This is a genomic window from Pseudoflavonifractor sp. An176, from assembly GCF_002160435.1.
Taxonomy (GTDB): domain Bacteria; phylum Bacillota; class Clostridia; order Oscillospirales; family Oscillospiraceae; genus Enterenecus; species Enterenecus faecium.
This window is the reverse complement of sequence record NZ_NFKO01000002.1, coordinates 1-20881: the sequence shown is the minus strand read 5'-3', so window position 1 is coordinate 20881 and position 20881 is coordinate 1. Positions and strand designations below refer to the sequence as shown.

Here is a 20881-nt window from a genome sequence, read left to right as displayed (position 1 = left end):
AATGTCATCATAAGCTTTTCCCTGGTAAAGGGCAGCACACGAAAACGGAGGAATGTATATGTCTCACAAGTATGTCTATTTGTTTTCCGAAGGAAACGGCAACATGAGAGAATTGTTGGGCGGCAAGGGCGCCAACCTGGCCGAGATGACCAACTTGGGCATGCCCGTTCCCCAGGGATTTACCATTACCACTGAGGCTTGCACCCGTTACTATGAGGACGGTCAGGCCATTGCTCCGGAAATCCAAGAGCAGATTCTGGAATATATCGTCAAGATGGAAGAGATCACCGGCAAGAAGTTCGGCGATCACGAGAATCCCCTGCTAGTCTCTGTCCGCTCCGGCGCTCGGGCCTCCATGCCCGGCATGATGGACACCATCCTGAACCTGGGCCTCAACGAAGAGGTGGTTCAGGTCATGGCCGAGAAGTCCGGCAATCCCCGCTGGGCCTATGACTGCTATCGCCGCTTCATCCAGATGTACTCCGACGTGGTCATGGAAGTGGGTAAGAAGTATTTTGAGGAGCTCATCGACGAGATGAAGCACGCCCGAGGCGTCACCCAGGACGTGGAGCTTACCGCCGACGACCTGAAAGAGTTGGCCGAGCAGTTCAAGGCCGAGTACAAGGAAAAAGTCGGCGCCGACTTCCCCACCGACCCCAAGGAGCAGCTGATGGGCGCTGTCAACGCCGTGTTCCGCTCCTGGAACAACCCCCGTGCCATCGTCTACCGCCGTATGAACGACATCCCCAGCTCCTGGGGTACTGCCGTCAACGTGCAGGCCATGGTGTTCGGCAACATGGGCGACAACTGCGGCACTGGCGTGGCCTTCTCCCGCAACCCCGCCACCGGCGAAAAGAAGATCATGGGCGAGTTCCTGGTCAACGCCCAGGGCGAGGACGTGGTGGCCGGCGTGCGCACCCCCATGCCCATCAGCCAGATGGCCGAGAAGTTCCCCGAGGCGTACATTCGCTTTGAGGCCGCCGCCAAGGCCCTGGAGGACCACTATCACGACATGCAGGACATGGAGTTTACCGTGGAAAACGGCAAGCTGTACATGCTCCAGACCCGGAACGGCAAGCGCACCGCCACCGCCGCTCTGAAAATCGCCTGTGACCTGGTGGACGAAGGCCAGATCACCGAGCAGCAGGCTGTGTTGATGATCGACGCCCGCAACCTGGACTCTCTGCTCCACCCCCAGTTTGACCCCGAGGCTCTGAAAAACGCCTCCCCCGTGGGTACCGCCCTTCCCGCCTCCCCCGGTGCTGCCTGCGGCCGTATCGTGTTTACCGCCGAGGACGCCAAGGAGTGGGCCAACCGTGGCGAGCCCGTTGTCTTGGTCCGTCTGGAGACCAGCCCCGAGGACATCGAGGGTATGGCGGCCTCCCGGGGCATTCTCACCGTCCGTGGCGGCATGACCTCCCACGCCGCCGTGGTGGCCCGTGGCATGGGCACCTGCTGCGTCTCCGGCTGTGGCGCCATTAAGATGGACGAGGCCAACCGCCAGTTTGAACTGGCTGGCCGTGTATACAAGGAAGGCGACTGGCTGAGCCTGGACGGCTCCACCGGTAACATCTACGGCCAGCCTCTGCCCACTGTGGACGCCTCCATTGGCGGCGAGTTTGGCCGCATTATGGCCTGGGCCGACAAGTATCGCAGTCTCCAGGTGCGCACCAACGCCGACAACCCCAGAGACGCCCGTCAGGCCATGAAGTTTGGCGCCCAGGGCATCGGCCTGTGCCGCACCGAGCACATGTTCTTTGAGGGTGAGCGCATCTTGGCCATCCGGGAAATGATCTGCTCGGACACCACCGAGCAGCGGGAAAAGGCTCTGGCCAAGCTGGAGCCCATGCAGCAGGGCGACTTTGAGGCCATGTACGAGGCCATGGAGGGCAACCCCATCACCATCCGCTTCCTGGATCCCCCCCTCCACGAGTTCGTCCCCACCGACGAGCCGGACATCCAGCAGCTGGCCAACGCCATGTTCATGAGTGTGGCCGACGTCAAGGCCATCATCGCCAGCCTCCACGAGTTCAACCCCATGATGGGTCACCGTGGCTGCCGTCTGGCGGTCACCTATCCTGAGATCGCCCGGATGCAGACCCGCGCCGTCATCAAGGCCGCTCTGAACGTCCAGGCCAAGCACTCCGAGTGGACCATCGTGCCTGAGATCATGATCCCTCTGGTGGGCGAGGTCAAGGAGCTTGCCTACGTCAAGGGCGTGGTGGTGGAGACCGCCGACCAGCTCATCCGCGAGTCCGGCACCAACCTGGAGTACAAGGTGGGCACCATGATCGAGATCCCCAGAGCCGCCCTCACTGCCGACGAGATCGCCAAGGAGGCCGACTTCTTCTCCTTCGGTACCAATGACCTGACCCAGATGACCTTTGGCTTCTCCCGTGACGACGCCGGAAAGTTCCTGGAGTCCTACTACGACAAGAAGATTTACGAGTTCGATCCCTTCCAGCGCCTGGATCAGGTTGGTGTGGGCCGCCTGGTGGAGATGGCTGCCACCCTGGGCCGCAAGACCAAGCCCGGTCTGAAGCTGGGCGTGTGCGGCGAGCACGGCGGCGAGGCCTCCTCGGTGCAGTTCTTCCACAACGTGGGCCTGGACTACGTCTCCTGCTCCCCCTTCCGGGTGCCCATTGCCCGGCTGGCTGCGGCGCAGGCGGCTATTAGACAACCCCGTGCAATGGACAAGTAAGCATATAACACTACTCTTTATCATATCCGCGCGAACAGGCGCATTGCCCTATGGCAGTGCGTCTGTTCTTTTGCCTTTTTCTCAATCATAGGTACACTTCAACAAACAAATCGTTCCAACTACTTCTGCGGAACTGGGGTGGAAGCTCATTTTCCTTGCGATATTGTCGAGCCATCTCAAAATCGATGGTAAAAGACAGCACCGGAGGGGATTCTGGATGGAGAAAGTCATAACGTCCTCGCTCCTGGATTTCTCCAAAATTCAGCTTCCAGCGATAGTGGTAGTCCTCCACCGGTGTCACCACCTCTACAAACTCTTCCACCAGCTCGTCGGAAATCTTTGGCGTTGATACATCCACCACTTGAGCGAGCTTCTTTTTGATCTGAGTCAGATCTAACTTAGGTGCTCCCCCACCTTCAACCGACGCATGTTCCAGCTGTCCTTGGAGCTTCTCCCGCTCTGCGGCAGTCTGAGCGTATAGGTTTTGGTATTGCTCTCGCGTCAGTTCCCCATCCGCCCTCATTTGCCCCAAACTTAACATACCCTTGCGGAGATACCCCAGCTGATAGCAGAACAGATGATTTCGAGGATTAAATACAAAGTCGGCGCTGTACCCCGGATAGTGACGCTCCAAATAGCGGAACATCTCTGCATAGGCACGGCGATCACGGGACAGGCCCACGAGCATCTCCAAATATCGCTCCTCTGTCAAGACCAGAAATGTGAACAAGCCGATCAATTGCTCCCCCAGATACACGCCCAGCGCACAGTGCCGGTCCGGATGTTCCACACACTTCACCAGGTTTGTTTGGAATTGTTCCTCATTGGTGAGCATGGGGTCTGAGAATTGGGCATTCCCATGAAAGCCCCTGACAAATTCGATACACTCGTCCATAGTGCGGATGCTTCGTATCACGGGGCCTGTTTTTCTCTTGTCCCTGCCAATCTCAATGGGTGTGTTCATGGTGCGGTACTCCTCATTCTTCTACACGAAATTGAAAGGTCACAGAATTCTGCCAGTTCTCCTCATTGCTCAGGTCCTCCCCCACCACACGACCCCCACAGCGACGGTAAAAGGTCATGGCATGCACATTGTCCGGCTGGCATTCACAAGTGAAGGTAGAGACTCCCCGTGTTTGAAATACCTCTTGGATAAAGGCAACTGCACGACGTCCAATCCCCCTATGTTGGTACTCTTGCCGAAGGTATAGGGAGAGCAAGTGGGCGGGCACAGATATATGAAGCGTGATGTAGCCAATTGGGTGGTCCTCCTGCATCATGAGATAGACCGCATAAGCCGGGCTTTTAATACGCTGTGCATCCTTTTGGGTATGCCATGCATAGTCAAATTGGTCGATCATGTCGTCAGGATAGATGCCTCGGTATGTGGTAGACCAAATTTCTTGGCGCAGTTTGGCTATGACCGCAGCGTCTTCTTCTTGTGCTCTGCGAAACACAACGGTGGATTGCATAACCATCTCTCCTCATCTCTCCATGCTTTTCCCCATTTTATCAAACTCTGCTTTTCTACACAAAATATATCATACAAGTGTTCTATACGCAAAAGGCCTCAGGCTGTGCTCTTATACCATGCACAGCCTGAGGCCTTTTATTTGACTATTGCCCACTTTAGACAGGTACCCGAAGATCTTTTCTCATCCCTCTTGTTTTTGATAATACTGGGCTTGCGCCTGCCACAGCTGGGCGTACACGCCCTCAGCCTCCACCAACTGCTGGTGGCTCCCCTGCTGGACGATGTGGCCGTGGTCAAAGACCACGATGTCGTCGCAGAACTTACAGGAGGACAGGCGGTGGCTGATATACACCGCCGTCTTGTCTCCGGCGATCTGGTCGAATTTGCTATACACCTCTGCCTCAGCAATGGGGTCCAAGGCCGCAGTGGGTTCGTCCAGGATGATAAAGGGGGCATCTTTATAGAGGGCCCGGGCAATGGCAATTTTCTGTGCCTCGCCCCCGGACACCTCCACGCCCTTCTTCTCCAAATCCTTATAGAGATAGGTATCCAATCCCTGGTCCATCTTCTCTACCCGGTCCATGACCCCCGCCTGGGTGAGGCACTGGGCCACCCGCTCCCGGTCATACTGGGTGCGTCCTGCCACATTCTGCCCCAAAGGCAAGGCCAACAGGTGGAAGTCCTGGAATACCACTGAGAACAGGGCGATATAGTCGGGGTACTGGTATTTGCGGATGTCGATGCCGTTTAACAGGATTTCTCCCTCGGTGGGGTCATAGAGGCGGCACAGGAGCTTAATGAAGGTGGACTTGCCGCTGCCATTCTCCCCCACCACCGCCAGGCGGCTGCCCACCTGGAATTTCAGGTTCACATGGCGCAGGGCCCAGGCCTCGCTGTCCGGGTAGCGAAAGGACACGTCCCGGAACTCCACCTGATAGTTGCGGTCGGAGCGCTTTTCTGTGGTGAGGGAACCCTGGTACATCTGGTTTTCCACGTCCAGAAATTCCAGGCTGACCGCCAGATACCGGGCGTTACATTGGAGTTCTCCCAAGGTCTCCATCAGGCCGGCGACACCGGCAAAGAGCGTGGTGACCGCACCCACATACTGGGTGATGCCGTCCACTCCAAAGGCTCCCGCCCAGGATTTCAGACACACATACAGGTACACCACCCCGGTGAGGACGGCAGAAATGCCTTTGCCCGCCGCCGCCCACAGTCCCATGGGCCCTTTGCCCCACTGAGCCAAGCGACCGTTGCTTCCGAACACATTGTGCCCTTTCAAATAATACTGGTACACGTTGGGCTGTTGTTCATAGATGCGCATATCCAGCGTTCGATGAGGCTCATTGGAATAATATCCAAACCGGGAAAAGATTCGATTCCCCAGCCGCATTTCCTCTCCGTTCATGCCCCAATAGGCATTGCTGCGGTTGATGCACACCGGAGAGAGAAAGGCCACCCCCAGCATCACCGCCACCACCCCCACCAGGCATAGGGGGTGGTTCAGAAAGACCAGGTCATGACTGGCAGGAATCTTCTGGGTTACCAGTCCCACAGACAACGCCACACCGATCAGAACTTGCATGGTATAGGTCACGCAGTTGGAGAGATACAGCGGCAGGTTATACATACCCCAACCACCAAAGCGGACATTCTGCCAGACCTGCTCATACAAGTCGTAGATTTCTTGTTGTTGCAGAAGACTGTAGTCCATATCCATCATCTTTTCCATGTTGCACTTACTGTTCCAAAAATCCAGCTGGTCTTTTTCCCAGGTGGCCCATCGAGAAAGAGCTCCTCCCAACAGCAGTAAACCGGCAGTCACGCCCAGCAGCCAGCCCACCCACCAGGCCAACACCTGGGGGTTCCGCCCCTGGGACAGCTCCCCGATGATGCGGGCGGAGAAGTAAATGGAGGTATAGGGGGTCACAGCCTTGACCACCGCCGACAGTGCCATAGACACCAACAGAGTGGGGCGCAGCTTCCACCACATGCGCCACCCCCGCATGGTCAGGCGCAAGCTTTCTCCCCAAGACTTATTTTTCTCCATCAAAACTCCCCTCCTTCCTGGTAATATCGGCTCTGCACCTCAAAGAGTTTGGCATATCCGCCGCCCAGATCCAGCAGGGACTGATGGGTCCCCTCCTCCGCAATGCGGCCATGCTCCAGGTAGAGAATCCGGTCACAGAACCGTGTGGAGGCCAGACGGTGGGAGATGAATAGAGAGCTTTTTCCCTGAGTCATGGAATTGTACTTCATGTAGATGTCGTGCTCCGCCAGGGGGTCCAGGGCGGCGGTAGGCTCATCCAGCACCACCACGGGGGCATCTCGGTACAGCGCCCGGGCCAGCATCAGCCGCTGCATCTGTCCTCCGGACAGCTCCACCCCATCTTCAAAGACATTGCGGGTCACGGGGGTGTCCATCCCCCGGGGCAGAGCTTCCACCGCCTGGGTCAGCCCTGCCTTATCCAGGCACTCTGCCACCCGGGCCCGGTCGATGTCCTCCACACGCTGGGCCACATTCACTGCTACGCTGGTGTCCAGCACGGAAAACTCCTGGAACACGGCGGAAAACAGGTGATAGTATTCTCTGCGGTTGTAGGTGCGGATGTCCACCCCATTGAGACGGACACTTCCCTCAGTTGGGTCCAAAAAACCGCACAGCAACTTGACCAAGGTGGTCTTACCCGCTCCATTGAGGCCCACAATGGCCACCTTCTCCCCGGGATGAAGGGTAAAAGAGAGGTCCGTAATGGTGTCCTTCTCGGCCCCGGGATAGCGGTAGGACACATGGTCCAGCAGAATCTCGCACTCCTTCAAACCTTGTGGCAGCGGCGCTCCCTCCTCAAATGCAAAGGGCTCTGGCCACTCCAAAAACTCCCGCAGATTGGACAATTCCAGGCTCTGGCGGTGGAGGGTGGAAACCTGCTCCATGATGCCCTTCACCCACTGGGTAAAGCCGCTGATAGCGGCAAAGTACAGCAGGAACTGGGAGGCGGGCAATCCCTGGGTCAGGGTCATCCAGATGAGGTAGGCGTAGGCGCCGCCGTTGCGCAGCAGGGTGAGAAGGGCATCCACCACATGCACCCCAAAATACACCCGCTCCCGTCGGGTCAAAAAGGCCTGGTAGGCGCGCATGGCACTTCCCCACACCTCGTCCAGCCAGGGTCGCAAGCCGAATATCCGAATATCCTGGGCATATTCCCGCTTGGTTGCCACATCTTTGGCATAATAAATGGTTTTCAGGCTGGCCGCCCGCTCCTCCCGGTGGCGATAGCCCCAGCCCTCCAAGTGCTGGCTGACCATAAATCCCACTGCTGTGGTGAGCACCACCAGAGTCACCATCCAGCCGTTGAGACCTGAGAGCAACAGCAGATACACCACAAAGCCCAGCACGTTGGTCAAAATATCCGTCCAGGTGGTCCAGATCGCCTCGGCTGCATCCGCATTTCCGTCGCAGGTACGGTATGCCAAATTCTCATACTCTCGAAATTTCGTGTCTAATAGATTTGCATAGGAGGTTCCGGTTATTTTCCGTGAAATCCGTGCTGACATCTCCGTGCGCACCTCAATGCGGCCAAACAGGGCATTGGTATTCAAGTAGCTCTTTCCCCCCCACATCAGCAACAGCGCCAGGGTAAACACCCCGATGGTGGCCAGCAGCTGAGGAAGGGGCACATGCCCCTCCACCTGGCCCAGCACCACAGGGACAAAGAGCATTTCCACCACTGTGGCCCCGGCGGTGGCCACCGCCAACAGCAGGCAGATGAGCAGCACCGAGGGGCAGTTCTCCCACGCCGCTTTGACAAAGTAGGCGGTATTCTGCCACATGTTATATGTGGGCTTTTTCTTCTTCTCCTTCATGTTCTCACCTCACCCGTAGCTTATCACAAAAATTCGCCCCCGGAGTGATCCGGGGACGAACGGCAAATCTGGGGTGCTGAATTGCACCTCACAGCTGTGGAATTAAAATCTCAGTGGTAAAGGCCCCCGCCTCACTGTTGCGGCTGAGGTAGCCGTCCAGGCGCTCCACAATGGCATCCATGCGCACCAATCCGAAGCCGTGGCCCTCCCCCTTGGTGGTGCGAAAGCCCTTGCCCACCTTGGAAAGCTTGCCCGTGGCAGTGAAGTTGGTGAAGGAGATGTAGAGCTGGGTGCCCTTCATGTCCATATACACCCGGATAAGCCGCTCCTGGGGGGGCAGAGCCAGGCTGGCCTCCATGGCATTGTCAAAGAGGTTGCCCAGGATGACGCACAGGTCCAGCTCGGACATGGTGAGTTTCACCGGGATGTGGGCGTCCACATGCACTGGGATGTCCCGGGCCTTGGCCAGAGAAATCTTACTGTTCAAAATGGCATCGGCCATGGCGTTGCCCGTCTTCACCACCGTGTCTACGGTGTTCAAGTCCGTGTCCAGCAGGTCCAGATAGGACCGGATGGCCTCCAAATCCCCCTGGGCAGCGTAGGCCTTCATGGTCTGGATGTGGTTGCGGTAGTCGTGCCGCCACCCCCGCATCTGCCGGTACATGTTCTCCACCTCTTGGTAGTGGGTGTCCAGCAGTTCCCGCTGGTAGTTCTCCAGCTTCTCATTCACCCGTTTGGATAGAAAACCCATGGTGACCTCCTCAACTGTGGGCGATGATGGCCCGGTTCAGCCCCTCATAGGCGCCCCGGGGCAAGGGCAGCACGCTGCCGTCGGAGAGTATCACCTGGGTTTTGGTCACCCGGCGCACCACCTCCAGATTCACCACCATGGAGCGGCCCAGGCGGTGGAACCGCCCGTCCAGGGCCTCCTCCAGGCGGCTGAGGGTGGACTTGGTGGTATAGTCTCCCTTGGCGTGTACCGTCACATAGTTGCGGCACACCTCCAGGTAGCGAATCTCCCCCAGGGGAATGCGCACCATCTCGCCCCCCTGCTCCAGGGTCAGCGCCCGCTCCCGGCGGCGTACCTTGTCCACCGCCCGGTCCAGTACCGCCCGCAGCTTGTCCCCGTTCACGGGTTTGAGCAGGTAGTGGAGGGCCGCCACCTCATACCCTTCCGCGATATAGTCCGAGTACCCGGTGATAAAGACAATCTGGACATCCTGATTGTCCCGGCGAATCTCCTTGGCCATGGTCACTCCATCCAACTGCCCCATCTCAATATCCAGAAGGAGGAGATCAAACCGCTTTTCCTCGGCGTAGCGGAACAAAAAGCTCTCTGCCGACGGGAACCGCTCCACATGGAGGGCAAGGTCCCGCTCCTGGGCCCAGGCAGACAGAAAGGTCTCCACATAGGCGGCGTCGGTCTGGCTGTCGTCACAGATGCCCACCCGCAGTTCCATGTTCCATTCCCTCCTCTGGTTTTCTTACTGGTTCTTCTCGGTGCTGCGGAAGGCAAAGAACCGCTGACCGGCGTAGTTGAGCACCACGAACAGGCCTGCGCCCACCAGCATGGTCAGGTTACCCTGCATCTGCTGGCTCAGCGGCATACCGGACAGGACCACTGCCACCGCAGGCTTGGCAATGCCATAGGCCAGCACCCAGCACACAGCAATGCTCAGCACAAATCGGCCCACCACCTTCCAGCCTCGCTCGGCATTGCGGAAGGTAAAGTGTTTGTTGAGGAAGTAGCTGACCACGCTGCCCACAATGTAGTTGGCGGCCGAGGACAGCCAGTAGCCCAGGTCTCCCCAGGTGTGCAGCCCGGCCAGGTTGTACAGGGCGAACATCACCCCAAACCCCACCGCCGTATTGAGAACGCCCACCATCAAAAAGCGGACAAAGGTCCCTTCAAACAGTTTCTTCACAAAATACGCTCCTTTGGTGCAAAAAAAGGGCAAGCACCGGGCTTGCCCCTTTTCTGTCGTGATTGAGATTAGTCCAGAGTGGCCTTGACCGCCTTGGCCAGCTCACCCAGAGCGGCGCGGCTGGTATCGTCCAGAGCGGAACGGATGGTAACCACCTGGTCCATCACGGTGATGTTCTTCAGCTGGTCCAGAGCAGCCCGCATCTCCTTGGCGGCCAGAGGAGCCCAAGTGCCGTTCTCCACCAGAGCCACGGTGCGGTTCTGGAAGGCCTTGGTCTTCAGGCGATAGAGGAAGGTAGCCATAGGAGTGAAGACGAAGTTGTCATAGGTGGAGGCAGCCAGCACCAGGTTGGTGTACTGGAAGGCCTTTGCCACAGCCTTGGCCCAATCCTCACGGGTCAGGTCGATGGCTTCCACCTTCACGCCTTCGGCCTTGAGCATGTCCACCAGCTCCAGAGCGGCCTTGGCGGTGTTGCCGTGGATGGAGGCATAAGCCACCAGCACGCCCTTCTCCTCAGGCTGATAGGTGCTCCACTGGGTGTACTTCTCCAGGGCCAGGCCGATGGCATCTCCGGTGAGCACAGGACCGTGGAGGGGAGCCACCACGGCGATGTCCAGGCCGGCGGCCTTCTTCAGCAAAGCCTGCACCTGGGGGCCGAACTTGCCCACGATGTTCAGATAGTAGCGGCGGGCCTCTTCCACCCACTCGGTCTCGGGGTTGCCATCGCCAAAGCGTCCGAAGCCGTCGGCGGAGAACAGCACCTTCTCCTTGGCCTCATAGGACACCATGGCCTCAGGCCAGTGCACCATGGGGGCCATGACGAAAGTGAGGCTGTGCTCGCCCAGCTCCACCACGTCGCCCTCCTTGACCACCACAGCCCGGTCGGTGTAATCCACACCAGTGAACTGCTTGAGCATGGGGAAGGTCTTGGCGTTGCCAATGAGCTTCATCTGGGGATAACGCTGAGCCACTTGGGCCACACTACCAGCGTGGTCGGGCTCCATGTGATGCACCACCAGGTAGTCGGGCTGACGATCGCCCAGCACCTCGTCCAGGTTGGCCAGCCACTCCTGGGTCTTGCGGGGGTCCACGGTGTCCAGAATGGCCACCTTCTCGTCCACGATCACATAGGAGTTGTAAGTAACGCCCTGGGGCACTACATACTGGCTTTCAAACAGGTCAATGTCGGGATCATAGCAGCCGACTCGATAAATAGATGTCGAATTGAGCAGTTGATTCACAGTGATCACACCTCTCTTTATATATCCCCACTATTTTACTATGAGTTGATACCACCGTCAAGGAACTTTTTCTACAATTTCACTTGATACGATTATTTTCAATTTGTAAATCCTTCCTTTCCCCACCCCTTCTTTCCTTGACTTTACAGATTGGGTCTGCTAGAATTTAATTGCAAAAATGATATTAGGGGTTTTTGTTTATGAGTTTTAAAATTATTGTCGATAGCTGCTGCGACCTCAGCCCCGAATTGCTCCGGTCCGGCATTTTCCATAGTGTTCCCCTGACCATATATGTGGGTGAGAACGAGTTCCGGGATGATGACACCTTGGTACCTCAGACCCTGGTGGATGCCATGGCCATGTGCCAGGAGGCCTCCCACACCGCCTGTCCCTCTCCGGCGGACTATCTGGACGCCTTTGAGGCGGTGGATGGAGACATTTATGTGGTCACCCTCTCCGCTCTGCTCTCCGGCTCCCACAACAGCGCGTGGCAGGCCGCCCAGATGTTTGTGGAGGAGCACCCCGAGCGCAACATCCGGGTGTTTAACTCCTGCTCTGCCTCCGCTGGTGAGACCCTCATCGCTCTGAAAATCTCCGAGCTGGCCTCTTCCGGCATGCCCTTTGCCCAGGTGGTGGCCCAGGTGGAGAAGTATATCACCGAGATGAACACCCTGTTCGTGCTGGAAAACCTGGACATGCTGCGCAAGGCCGGACGTTTGACCCGGGTGCAGTCTCTGGTCACTGGGGCGCTGCGGGTGAAGCTGGTGATGGGTTCCACCCCCCAGGGCGAGATCAAGAAGCACACTCAGGCCCTGTCCATCAAGCAGGCGCTGAACAAGCTGGCGGACATTGTGGCCGCCGACGAAAACCACAAGGGCAAACTGCTGTGCATTGCCCACTGTCTGTGCCGGGAGCGGGCAGAATACCTGCGCATGATGATTCTCAAGACCTGCGAGGTCTCCGACGTGCTCATCACAGAGACCCGGGGCATCAGTTCCTTCTACGCCAACAACGGTGGCGTGGTGGTGGCCTACTAATCCCCAGAAGAGAAAGGAGCGTTTCCCATGGATCAGCCATCCAAGCGTGACCAGCGGCGCGCCCTATTTTTCCGCCGTTGGCTCTACTGGGTGCTCATCACCACCCTGGTGCTGTGTGTCATTGGATTGGGGGTCAATGTGGCGGAGTGGCTGGGTATTCTGTGACAGAACACAACCTTTCATTTCCTATAAAAATATCCCTGTGACTTGGATGTCACAGGGATTCTTTTTTGAAACGTAAAGAGAAAATAGAAATCCCGAACGCGTTTGCGTTCGGGATTTCTGGCGCGGAAGGAGGGATTTGAACCCTCGCGCGGCTTTGGACCGCCTACTCCCTTAGCAGGGGAGCCCCTTCGGCCTCTTGGGTACTTCCGCAGACCGAATAAAAGAAGATATAAAATTGGCGGAGAGGGTGGGATTCGAACCCACGGCCCTTTCGAGTCACTAGTTTTCAAGACTAGCTCCTTAAACCACTCGGACACCTCTCCATGACGGAGCTTGCAGCCCAAATGCAAGAGTTATCTTACCATAGGGTTCCCATTCTGTCAAGACATTTTCCACAATTTCTTCCCCCTCTTTTTCCCCATCCTTTGTTCCTTGACAAACACGCTTTGTTCCGCTAAAATATCACCAAGTGAAAGGCGACGATGGGAAGAAGACACAGTCGAGGTCCTTCAGAGAGCCGATGGGTGGTGCAAATCGGTGGATGTCCCTGTGTGTATACTGGACCCGGAGCTGCCGTCCTGAACCTCCATGCAGTAAGGGCGGACGGGTGATCCCGTTACAGGTCGAGGCCTTGTTGGAGGCCGTGAGCGCCCACGGGTGACCGTGGACGGAATTAGGGTGGTACCGCGTAATGTTACGCCCCTGACAGTTTGTGTCGGGGGCGTTTTTTTCATCCCCCGCATTGGAATAAAGGAGGAACTTCCCCATGAATTTGAAACCAGGCTTTCAGAAGTATATCCCCTTCCAGCCCCAGCCCATCACCAACCGCACCTGGCCGGACAAAGTGCTGACCCAGCCTCCTGTCTGGTGCTCGGTGGACCTGCGGGACGGAAACCAGGCCCTCATTGACCCCATGAACCTCCAGGAGAAGCTGGAATACTTCCATACCCTGCTGGACATCGGTGTCAAAGAGATTGAGATTGGCTTCCCCTCCGCCTCCGAGACGGAGTACGAGATCTGTCGGGAACTCATCGAGGGCGGCCACATCCCCGACGACGTCACCATTCAGGTGCTGGTGCAGGCCCGGGAACACCTCATCCGCCGCACCTTTGAGGCCATCCGTGGGGCCAAGAACGTGATTCTCCACTTCTATAACTCCACCTCTACCCTACAGCGCAAGGTGGTGTTCGGCATGGACTGCGACGGCATCACCAAGATTGCCACCGACGCCGCTGACCTCATCTATGAAATGGCTCAGCCCGTCATTGAGGGGGGCACCAACCTGCGCTTTGAGTACTCCCCCGAGTCCTTCATGGGCACCGAAATGGACTACGCCGTGGAAATCTGCGCCGCTGTGCTGGACCACCTCCACGCCACCGCGGAGAACCCCGTCATTTTGAACCTGCCCACCACGGTGGAAAACTGCATGCCCAACCAGTTTGCCGACATGCTGGAATACTTCATCCGCAACCTGCCCGGCCGGGAGCGGGCCATCATCTCCCTCCACCCCCACAACGACCGTGGCACTGGCGTAGCCACCACCGAGCTGGGCCTGCTGGCGGGCGCCGACCGCGTGGAGGCCACCCTGTTCGGCAACGGCGAGCGCACCGGCAACGTGGACATGGTCACCCTGGCCATGAACATGTGGACCCAGGGCATTGACCCCAAGCTGGACTTCCACAACATCAACAAAATCCGGGACATGTACGAGCGGTGCACCAAGATGAAGATTGGGGAGCGCCAGCCCTATGTGGGTGAACTGGTGTTCACGGCCTTCTCCGGCAGCCACCAGGACGCCATCAACAAGGGCTTCCACTACATGCAGGACAGCGGCACCGACATGTGGGAGGTGCCCTATCTGCCCATCGACCCCGCCGACGTGGGACGGGAGTACGAGCCCATCATCCGCATCAACTCCCAGTCCGGCAAGGGCGGCGCCGCCTTCGTCATGCAGCAGAACTTCGGCTATGATCTGCCCAAGGCCATGCACGCCGAGTTCGGCGCCGTGGTGCAAAAGGAGTCCGACCGGGTGGGCAAGGAGCTCAAGCCCGAGCAGATCTTCCAGCTCTTCGACCAAGAGTATCTGTCCGTGCCCAAGACCTATCAGCTGGAGCGCCACAGCTTCCAGGAGGACGCCCGCCACGGGGACGCCAGCCAGGTGGAGTTTGTGGGCGAGGTAAGCTACAAGGGCCACTCCATGGAGGTCTGGGGCGAGGGCAACGGCCCCATCGACGCCTTCTTCAACGCCCTGCATAACCTGCCTGAGGCCCCCATTGACGGCTATCAGTTTGTGGACTACAAGGAGCACGCCATCTCCTCCGGCTCGGATACTCAGGCCGTGTGTTACATCCACCTGAAGGCCCCCAACGGTCAGGATGTGTTCGGCGTGGGCAAGAGCCACAACATCAGCCGGGCCTCCCTGCGGGCCATTCTTTGCGCCATCAACCGCTCTCTGCGGCAAGCTTAAGGAGGGGTCTACATGTCTCGTGTCGCTTTTATCGGCTGCGGAAACATGGGCTCCGCCCTGGCCCGGGCCGCCTGTGCCAGCGTGGGACCGGACCAGGTCTATCTGGCTAACCGCACCTATGCCAAAGCCGAGGCTTTGGCCCAGGAGCTGGGCTGCCACGCCGCGGAGAACAACGCCCAGGCCTTTGAAGAGGCCGATTACCTCTTTCTCTGCGTCAAGCCTCACCTGCTATCTGGGGTATTGGCAGAGCTAAGCCCCAGTTTGGAGCGCTGCCCCACCAAAGTGCTCATCTCGGTGGCGGCTGGGGTAACTCTGGAGACCCTTCGTTCCTTCCTTCCGGCCAAAGCCCAGGACGCCCCCCTGTTCCGGCTGATGCCCAACACCTGCGTGGCCATCGGTCAGGGCATGTCCGCTCTGTGCGCCGCCCCCTCCGCCCAGCCCCACCACATCCAAGCGGTGCAGGAAATTCTCGCCCGCTCCGGGCGGGTAGACCTCATGGACGAGGCCCACATGGACGCCTTTACCTCGGTGGCCGGATGCGGTCCCGCCTACGTCTACCCCTTCCTTGAGGCCCTGGCCGACGGCGGGGTCATGGTAGGTCTGCCCCGGAAGCAGGCCATGGAGTACGCCGCCCAGATGCTGATGGGGGCCGCCGCCATGGTGCTGGAGTCCGGGCAACATCCCGGAGCCCTCAAAGACGCCGTGTGCTCCCCCGGCGGTTCCACCATTGCCGGGGTCGCCGCCCTGGAGGAAAACGGCCTGCGCCACGCCGCCATCCAGGCCGTGCTGGCTGCCTATGAAAAGAACAAACAACTAGGAAAACAATAAATGAAATACGCCCCCTCCGGCGATGCCGGAGGGGGCGCTTTCAATGATCAAACTCATATGGTCTGCGCAAGGGAAACCGATTCTTGGGTCGGTCCAAAGCCCTCGGCAGAGTTTTCCCGCCTTTCGGCGGGAAAAGAAATCAAAATCCGTTTTTCCCGGGGACATGTGCATCGGGAAAAACACTTCTCAGCCCGCCAGTGTGGAATCGGGTCGCCCTTTGACCCGATTATGCATGCAGCGGGCTGCAACTTCTCGGAAATGCTAGCATTTTCGAGAGGATTTATTCCTGCTCCCAGTTGTGGTAGATGTTCTGGATATCGTCGTTGTCCTCCATGATATCGATCATCTTCTCCATGTTCTGGATGTCCTTGGGATCGGTGAGGGTGACGTAGTTCTGGGGCACCATCTCCACCTTGGCGGAGGCGAAGGTGTAGCCCTTCTCCTCCATGGCAGACACCACGGTGGCGAAGGAGTCAGGATCAGTGTAGATGGTGAAGCACTCCTCTTCGGGCTCGAAGTCAGCAGCGCCGCAGTCCAGAGCGTCCATCATCACCACGTCCTCGTCCAGGTCCTCCCGCTCGATGATGAGCACGCCCTTCTGGTCAAAGGACCAGGACACGCAGCCGGTGGCACCCAGGTTGCCGCCGAACTTATCGAAGTAGTGGCGCACCTCGGAGGCAGTGCGGTTGCGGTTGTCGGTGAGGGCCTCCACGATGACGGCCACGCCGCAGGGACCGTATCCCTCATAGGTAATGGCCTCGTAGTCGTTGGAGTTGCCGGAGCCCAGGGCCTTCTCAATGGTGCGCTTGATGTTGTCGTTGGGCATGTTGGCCGCACGAGCCTTGGCAATGACGGTGGCCAGACGGGAGTTGTTGTTGGGGTCGCCGCTGCCGCCGGTCTTCACGGCCACGATCAGCTCACGGGCGATCTTGGTAAAGGTCTGAGAGCGCTTGGCGTCTGCCGCGCCCTTGGTCTTCTGAATGTTATGCCACTTGGAATGTCCGGACATGAAAAAATCGTTCCCTTCGTTCTATAGATTCCACACTGCCTATGGCACAGGCAGTTTTTCACATTTACAGGTTAGTATACCATGCCATTCTCCTTTTTTCAACCCTCTGCCCCCGGGCTCAGGGATTTTTCCTCCGATTCTGAAAAATTCTCTTGACACTCTAATCGGTACATGGTATAGTTGTCCCATGGTTAGCTATCGCTAACTCATAGAATCTCCTTCCTCCATGTTTCGAACCAAAGAGCTTGGGCAGCCCGCACCAGAAGTGCGGGCTGCCCTCTTTTTTCATAGTTTTTCGCATGAGTTCTCAATTTTTCTCCCGTTTTTTGTAACAGTTGACGCTTTCCTATTTTTTATAAAATGTGTATACTGGATTACGTGTTTTTTCAAGAGAAATTTTTTAGAAAAGGAGAATCGGAGTATGATCAGGCTTCTGGCAAAATCCATCCGGGAGTACAAACGGGACGCCCTATTAACCCCCCTGTTTGTCACTCTGGAAGTCATCATCGAATGTATCATCCCCTTCCTCACCGCCAATCTGGTTTTGGAAATCCAAAAAGGCTGTGAGCTGTCCACCATCGTCCGCTACGGTGTGATTCTCATGGTGTTGGCTGGCTTTTCCCTGTTCTTTGGACGGATTGCAGGCACCACTGCCGCATCCGCATCCGCCGGCTATGCCCGGAATCTGCGACGGGATATGTTCTACAACATTCAGAACTTCTCCTTTGCCAACATTGACCGCTTTTCCACCTCTTCTCTGGTCACCCGTATGACCACCGACGTGACCAACGTGCAGATGGCCTTTATGATGATCATCCGGGGCGCCATTCGCTTCCCTCTGATGCTGGTCTTTTCCTTTATCATGGCCTACATCATGGGCGGCTCTATGGCCTTCATCTTCCTGTTCACCATCCCGGTGCTGGCCATCGGTCTGGCGGTTATCATCTGCAAGGTACATCCCCTGTTTGTCAAGGTGTTCCGCAAGTACGACACCCTGAACAACTCCATCCAGGAGAACGTGCAGGCCATGCGGGTGGTGAAGAGCTACGTCCGGGAGGACTTTGAGAAGGAGAAGTTCTCCACCGCCGCTGAAGATGTGTGCCGGGACTTCACCCGGGCCGAGCGCATCATGGCCTTTAACTCCCCCCTGATGCAGTTCTGCCTCTACTCCGCCACCTGCCTCATCCTGGGGCTGGGCGCCTACTTCATCATCAGCACCCAGGGCGTGGCCCTCACCGTGGGTAAGCTGTCCTCCCTGTTTGTGTACAGCTTTCAGATTCTGGTGAGTTTGATGATGCTGTCCATGGTGTTCGTGATGATCACCATCTCCGCCGAGTCCGCCCACCGTATTGTGGAGGTGCTCCAGGAGCGCAGCACCATCACCAGCCCTGACAACGCTGTGATGGACGTCAAGGACGGCTCCATCGACTTTGACGGGGTGGACTTCAAGTACTCCGCCGACGCCGAGCGGGACGCCCTGTCCCAGATTGACCTGCACATTCGCTCCGGCGAGACCGTGGGCATTCTGGGCGGCACCGGCTCCTCCAAGTCCTCCCTCATCCAGCTCATTCCCCGTCTGTACGATGCCACTCAGGGCACCGTACGGGTGGGCGGCGTGGATGTACGGGACTACGACCTGGACAGCCTGCGCAACGCCGTGTCTGTGGTGCTGCAAAAGAACGTGCTCTTCTCCGGCACCATCAAGGAGAACCTGCGCTGGGGCAACCCCGACGCCACCGACGAGGAGATCATGGAGGCCTGCCGTCTGGCTCAGGCCGACGAGTTCATCCAGCTCTTCCCCCACAAGTACGACACCTACCTGGAGCGAGGCGGCGTCAACGTCTCCGGCGGCCAGAAGCAGCGTCTGTGCATTGCCCGGGCCCTGCTGAAAAAGCCCAAGATTCTCATTCTGGACGACTCCACCTCCGCGGTGGACACCAAGACCGATGCCCTCATCCGCAAGGCCTTCCGGGAGTTCATCCCCGACACCACCAAAATCATTGTGGCCCAGCGTGTGGCCTCGGTGCAGGAGGCAGACCGCATCCTCATCATGGACGGCGGCCGCATCGTGGCCATGGGCACCCACGAGGAGCTGCTGAAGAGCAGCCCCATCTATCAGGAAGTCTACGAGTCTCAGAACAAAGGAGGTCAGGAAGATGAAGCCTAATGTCCCCGTCAATCGCAAAGGCACCTTTGTTCGCCTGCTGCGCACCCTCTTTGAGTTTTTCCCGGTGCTGATGCCCGTGGCTCTGGTGTGTATCCTGTTCAGTGCCATCGTGGGCAGCCTTCCCACCGTGTTCATGCAGAAGATCATCGCTGTCATCGAGACCAACTGGCAGACCGGCGATTGGGCCGCTGCTGCCCCCCAGATTCTGCGGCTGGTGGCCATTCTGGCCACCATGTATGCCCTGGCTCTCATTTCCACCATCGTGTGGACCCAGCTGATGGCCATCATCACCCAGGGCCTGCTGAAAAAGCTGCGAGTAAAGATGTTCGACGGCATGCAGAACCTGCCCCTGCGCTACTTTGACACCAACGACCACGGCGATATCATGAGCCACTACACCAACGACATCGACACCCTGCGCCAGATGGTAGCCCAGAGCTTCCCCCAGCTGCTGTCCATGTTCGTCACCATTCTGGCCGTGCTGGTGATCATGCTCTACTACAGCTTCTGGCTGAGCCTGGTGATTCTCCTGGGCTCCCTGGTGATGGTGAAGTTCACCCGCTCCATCGGCGGCAAGTCCGCCACCTTCTTCCAGCGTCAACAGAAGTCCCTGGGTAAGGTGGAGGGCTTCGTGGAGGAGCTCATGGACGGCCAGAAGGTGGTCAAGGTGTTCTGTCACGAGTCCGAGACCTGCGCCGACTTCGACCGGCTCAACGACGCCCTCATGTCCGACTCCAAGCAGGCCAACACCTACGCCAACACCCTCATGCCCATCCTCATGAACACCGGCAACTTCATCTATGCCCTGGTGGCCATTGTGGGCGGCATCCTTCTCATCACCCACGCCCCCAACCTGAGCTTTTCCGGCATGGCTTTCAGCATCAGCATCACCGTTCCCTTCCTCAACATGACCCGCCAGTTCACCGGTACCATTGGTCAGGTGTCCCAGCAGATCAACCTGGTGGTCATGGGTATGGCCGGTGCACAGCGCATCTTCGAGCTGATGGACGAGGAGCCCGAGGTGGACCAGGGCAATGTGACCCTGGTGAACGTCCAGGAGCAGAAGGACGGCTCCCTGAAAGAGGTGCCCTACCGCAGCAACGTCTGGGCCTGGAAAGTGCCTCAGGAGGACGGCTCCTTCCACTACACCCGCCTCACCGGCGACGTGCGCTTTGAGCACGTGGACTTCGGCTATGTGCCCGAGAAGACCGTGCTCCACGACATCTCCCTCTTCGCCAAGCCCGGCCAGAAGGTGGCCTTCGTGGGCGCCACGGGTGCCGGTAAGACCACCATCACCAACCTCATCAACCGGTTCTACGACATCCACAACGGCCGCATCCTCTACGATGGCATCGACATCATGACCATCCGCAAGGCAGACCTGCGCCGCTCCCTGGGTATCGTGCTCCAGGACACCAACCTGTTCACCGGCACGGTCATGGACAACATCCGCTACGGTCAGCTGGAGGCCACCGACGAGGAGTGCATCGCCGCCGCCAAGCTGGCGGGCGCCCACGACTTCATCACCCGCCTGCCCCACGGCTACCAGACCATGCTCACCAGCAACGGCGCCAACCTCTCCCAGGGCCAGCGTCAGCTGCTGGCCATCGCCCGGGCCGCCGTGGCCGATCCCCCGGTCATGATTATGGACGAGGCCACCTCCTCCATCGACACCCGCACCGAGGCCATTGTCCAAAAGGGTATGGACGCCCTGATGTATGGCCGCACCGTGTTTGTCATCGCCCACCGTCTCTCCACCGTGAAGAACTCCAACGCCATCATGGTGCTGGAGCAGGGCCATATCATTGAGCGAGGCAGCCACGACGAACTCATCGCCCAGAAGGGCAAGTACTACCAGCTGTATACCGGAGCTTTCGAGCTGGAATAAGGCCTACAATCGAGTAGGAGGCTACCCATTAGTTGAGTAGCCGTCCTCTCACACCACCGTGCATACCGTTCGGTACACGGCGGTTCAATCGCATAAGTGCTGTTTACGAATTTGC

Annotated in this window: 16 protein-coding genes, 2 tRNA genes and 1 other annotated feature; of the genes, 7 read left to right on the top strand and 11 right to left on the bottom strand. The window is 58.1% G+C overall.

Annotation, left to right across the window (positions count from 1 at the left end; all coding sequences use genetic code 11):
* The first annotated feature begins 58 nt into the window (after positions 1-58).
* Positions 59-2701, top strand: coding sequence for a pyruvate, phosphate dikinase (ppdK, locus tag B5F12_RS01545; RefSeq protein ID WP_087229259.1), 2643 nt, complete (start codon positions 59-61; stop codon positions 2699-2701).
* Positions 2702-2786: 85 nt separating this feature from the next.
* On the opposite strand, the gene B5F12_RS01540 is transcribed toward ppdK, so the two are convergent.
* The 8 genes from B5F12_RS01540 to B5F12_RS01505 form a co-directional block, all read right to left on the bottom strand.
* On the bottom strand, positions 2787-3665 hold the full coding sequence (locus tag B5F12_RS01540) for a hypothetical protein (protein WP_087229256.1): 879 nt from the start codon (positions 3663-3665) through the stop codon (positions 2787-2789).
* Positions 3666-3678: 13 nt separating this feature from the next.
* Positions 3679-4173 (bottom strand): GNAT family N-acetyltransferase, encoded by a 495-nt coding sequence (locus B5F12_RS01535; protein WP_158096722.1) that lies wholly within the window; start codon positions 4171-4173, stop codon positions 3679-3681.
* A 183-nt stretch (positions 4174-4356) separates the two neighbouring features.
* Positions 4357-6225 (bottom strand): ABC transporter ATP-binding protein, encoded by a 1869-nt coding sequence (locus B5F12_RS01530; protein WP_087229250.1) that lies wholly within the window; start codon positions 6223-6225, stop codon positions 4357-4359.
* A complete protein-coding gene (locus B5F12_RS01525; protein ID WP_087229247.1) occupies positions 6225-8039 on the bottom strand; it encodes an ABC transporter ATP-binding protein in 1815 nt (604 codons plus the stop codon). Before B5F12_RS01525 ends, B5F12_RS01530 begins: the two co-directional genes overlap by 1 nt.
* An 88-nt stretch (positions 8040-8127) precedes the next feature.
* Complete coding sequence (locus B5F12_RS01520; RefSeq protein WP_087229243.1) at positions 8128-8790, bottom strand: ATP-binding protein; 663 nt, start codon at positions 8788-8790, stop codon at positions 8128-8130.
* A 10-nt stretch (positions 8791-8800) separates the two neighbouring features.
* On the bottom strand, positions 8801-9499 hold the full coding sequence (locus tag B5F12_RS01515; RefSeq protein ID WP_087229240.1) for a LytTR family DNA-binding domain-containing protein: 699 nt from the start codon (positions 9497-9499) through the stop codon (positions 8801-8803).
* Positions 9500-9523: 24 nt separating this feature from the next.
* A complete protein-coding gene (locus B5F12_RS01510; RefSeq protein ID WP_343219378.1) occupies positions 9524-9964 on the bottom strand; it encodes a GtrA family protein in 441 nt (146 codons plus the stop codon).
* 68 nt (positions 9965-10032) lie between these two features.
* Positions 10033-11205: an FprA family A-type flavoprotein gene (locus tag B5F12_RS01505; protein WP_087229237.1), complete on the bottom strand. Its 1173-nt coding sequence runs from the start codon at positions 11203-11205 to the stop codon at positions 10033-10035.
* A gap of 200 nt (positions 11206-11405) precedes the next feature.
* Here B5F12_RS01505 and B5F12_RS01500 point away from each other — a divergent pair, with 200 nt between their 5' ends.
* The gene (locus B5F12_RS01500; protein ID WP_087229234.1) at positions 11406-12242 is read left to right on the top strand and encodes a DegV family protein; all 837 of its coding nucleotides are present in this window, start codon (positions 11406-11408) and stop codon (positions 12240-12242) included.
* Positions 12243-12269: 27 nt separating this feature from the next.
* Complete coding sequence (locus B5F12_RS11825; protein WP_158096721.1) at positions 12270-12407, top strand: hypothetical protein; 138 nt, start codon at positions 12270-12272, stop codon at positions 12405-12407.
* A 118-nt stretch (positions 12408-12525) separates the two neighbouring features.
* On the opposite strand, the gene B5F12_RS01495 is transcribed toward B5F12_RS11825, so the two are convergent.
* Positions 12526-12617: transfer RNA gene (locus tag B5F12_RS01495), tRNA-Ser, on the bottom strand.
* 26 nt (positions 12618-12643) lie between these two features.
* A tRNA-Ser gene (locus B5F12_RS01490) sits at positions 12644-12730 on the bottom strand.
* 147 nt (positions 12731-12877) lie between these two features.
* Positions 12878-13114, top strand: a binding site (T-box leader).
* A gap of 59 nt (positions 13115-13173) precedes the next feature.
* Between B5F12_RS01490 and leuA the strand changes: the two genes are divergently transcribed.
* The gene (gene leuA / locus B5F12_RS01485; RefSeq protein ID WP_204221439.1) at positions 13174-14874 is read left to right on the top strand and encodes a 2-isopropylmalate synthase; all 1701 of its coding nucleotides are present in this window, start codon (positions 13174-13176) and stop codon (positions 14872-14874) included.
* Positions 14875-14886: 12 nt separating this feature from the next.
* Positions 14887-15702 (top strand): pyrroline-5-carboxylate reductase, encoded by an 816-nt coding sequence (gene proC, locus B5F12_RS01480; RefSeq protein WP_087229232.1) that lies wholly within the window; start codon positions 14887-14889, stop codon positions 15700-15702.
* 280 nt (positions 15703-15982) lie between these two features.
* Here the strand turns inward: proC and B5F12_RS01475 are convergent, their stop codons facing one another.
* Positions 15983-16711: a YebC/PmpR family DNA-binding transcriptional regulator gene (locus B5F12_RS01475; RefSeq protein ID WP_087229229.1), complete on the bottom strand. Its 729-nt coding sequence runs from the start codon at positions 16709-16711 to the stop codon at positions 15983-15985.
* Positions 16712-17132: 421 nt separating this feature from the next.
* Here B5F12_RS01475 and B5F12_RS01470 point away from each other — a divergent pair, with 421 nt between their 5' ends.
* Positions 17133-18878: an ABC transporter ATP-binding protein gene (locus B5F12_RS01470; protein WP_087229224.1), complete on the top strand. Its 1746-nt coding sequence runs from the start codon at positions 17133-17135 to the stop codon at positions 18876-18878.
* Positions 18868-20766 (top strand): ABC transporter ATP-binding protein, encoded by a 1899-nt coding sequence (locus B5F12_RS01465; RefSeq protein WP_087229221.1) that lies wholly within the window; start codon positions 18868-18870, stop codon positions 20764-20766. Before B5F12_RS01470 ends, B5F12_RS01465 begins: the two co-directional genes overlap by 11 nt.
* The last annotated feature ends 115 nt before the right edge of the window (positions 20767-20881 follow it).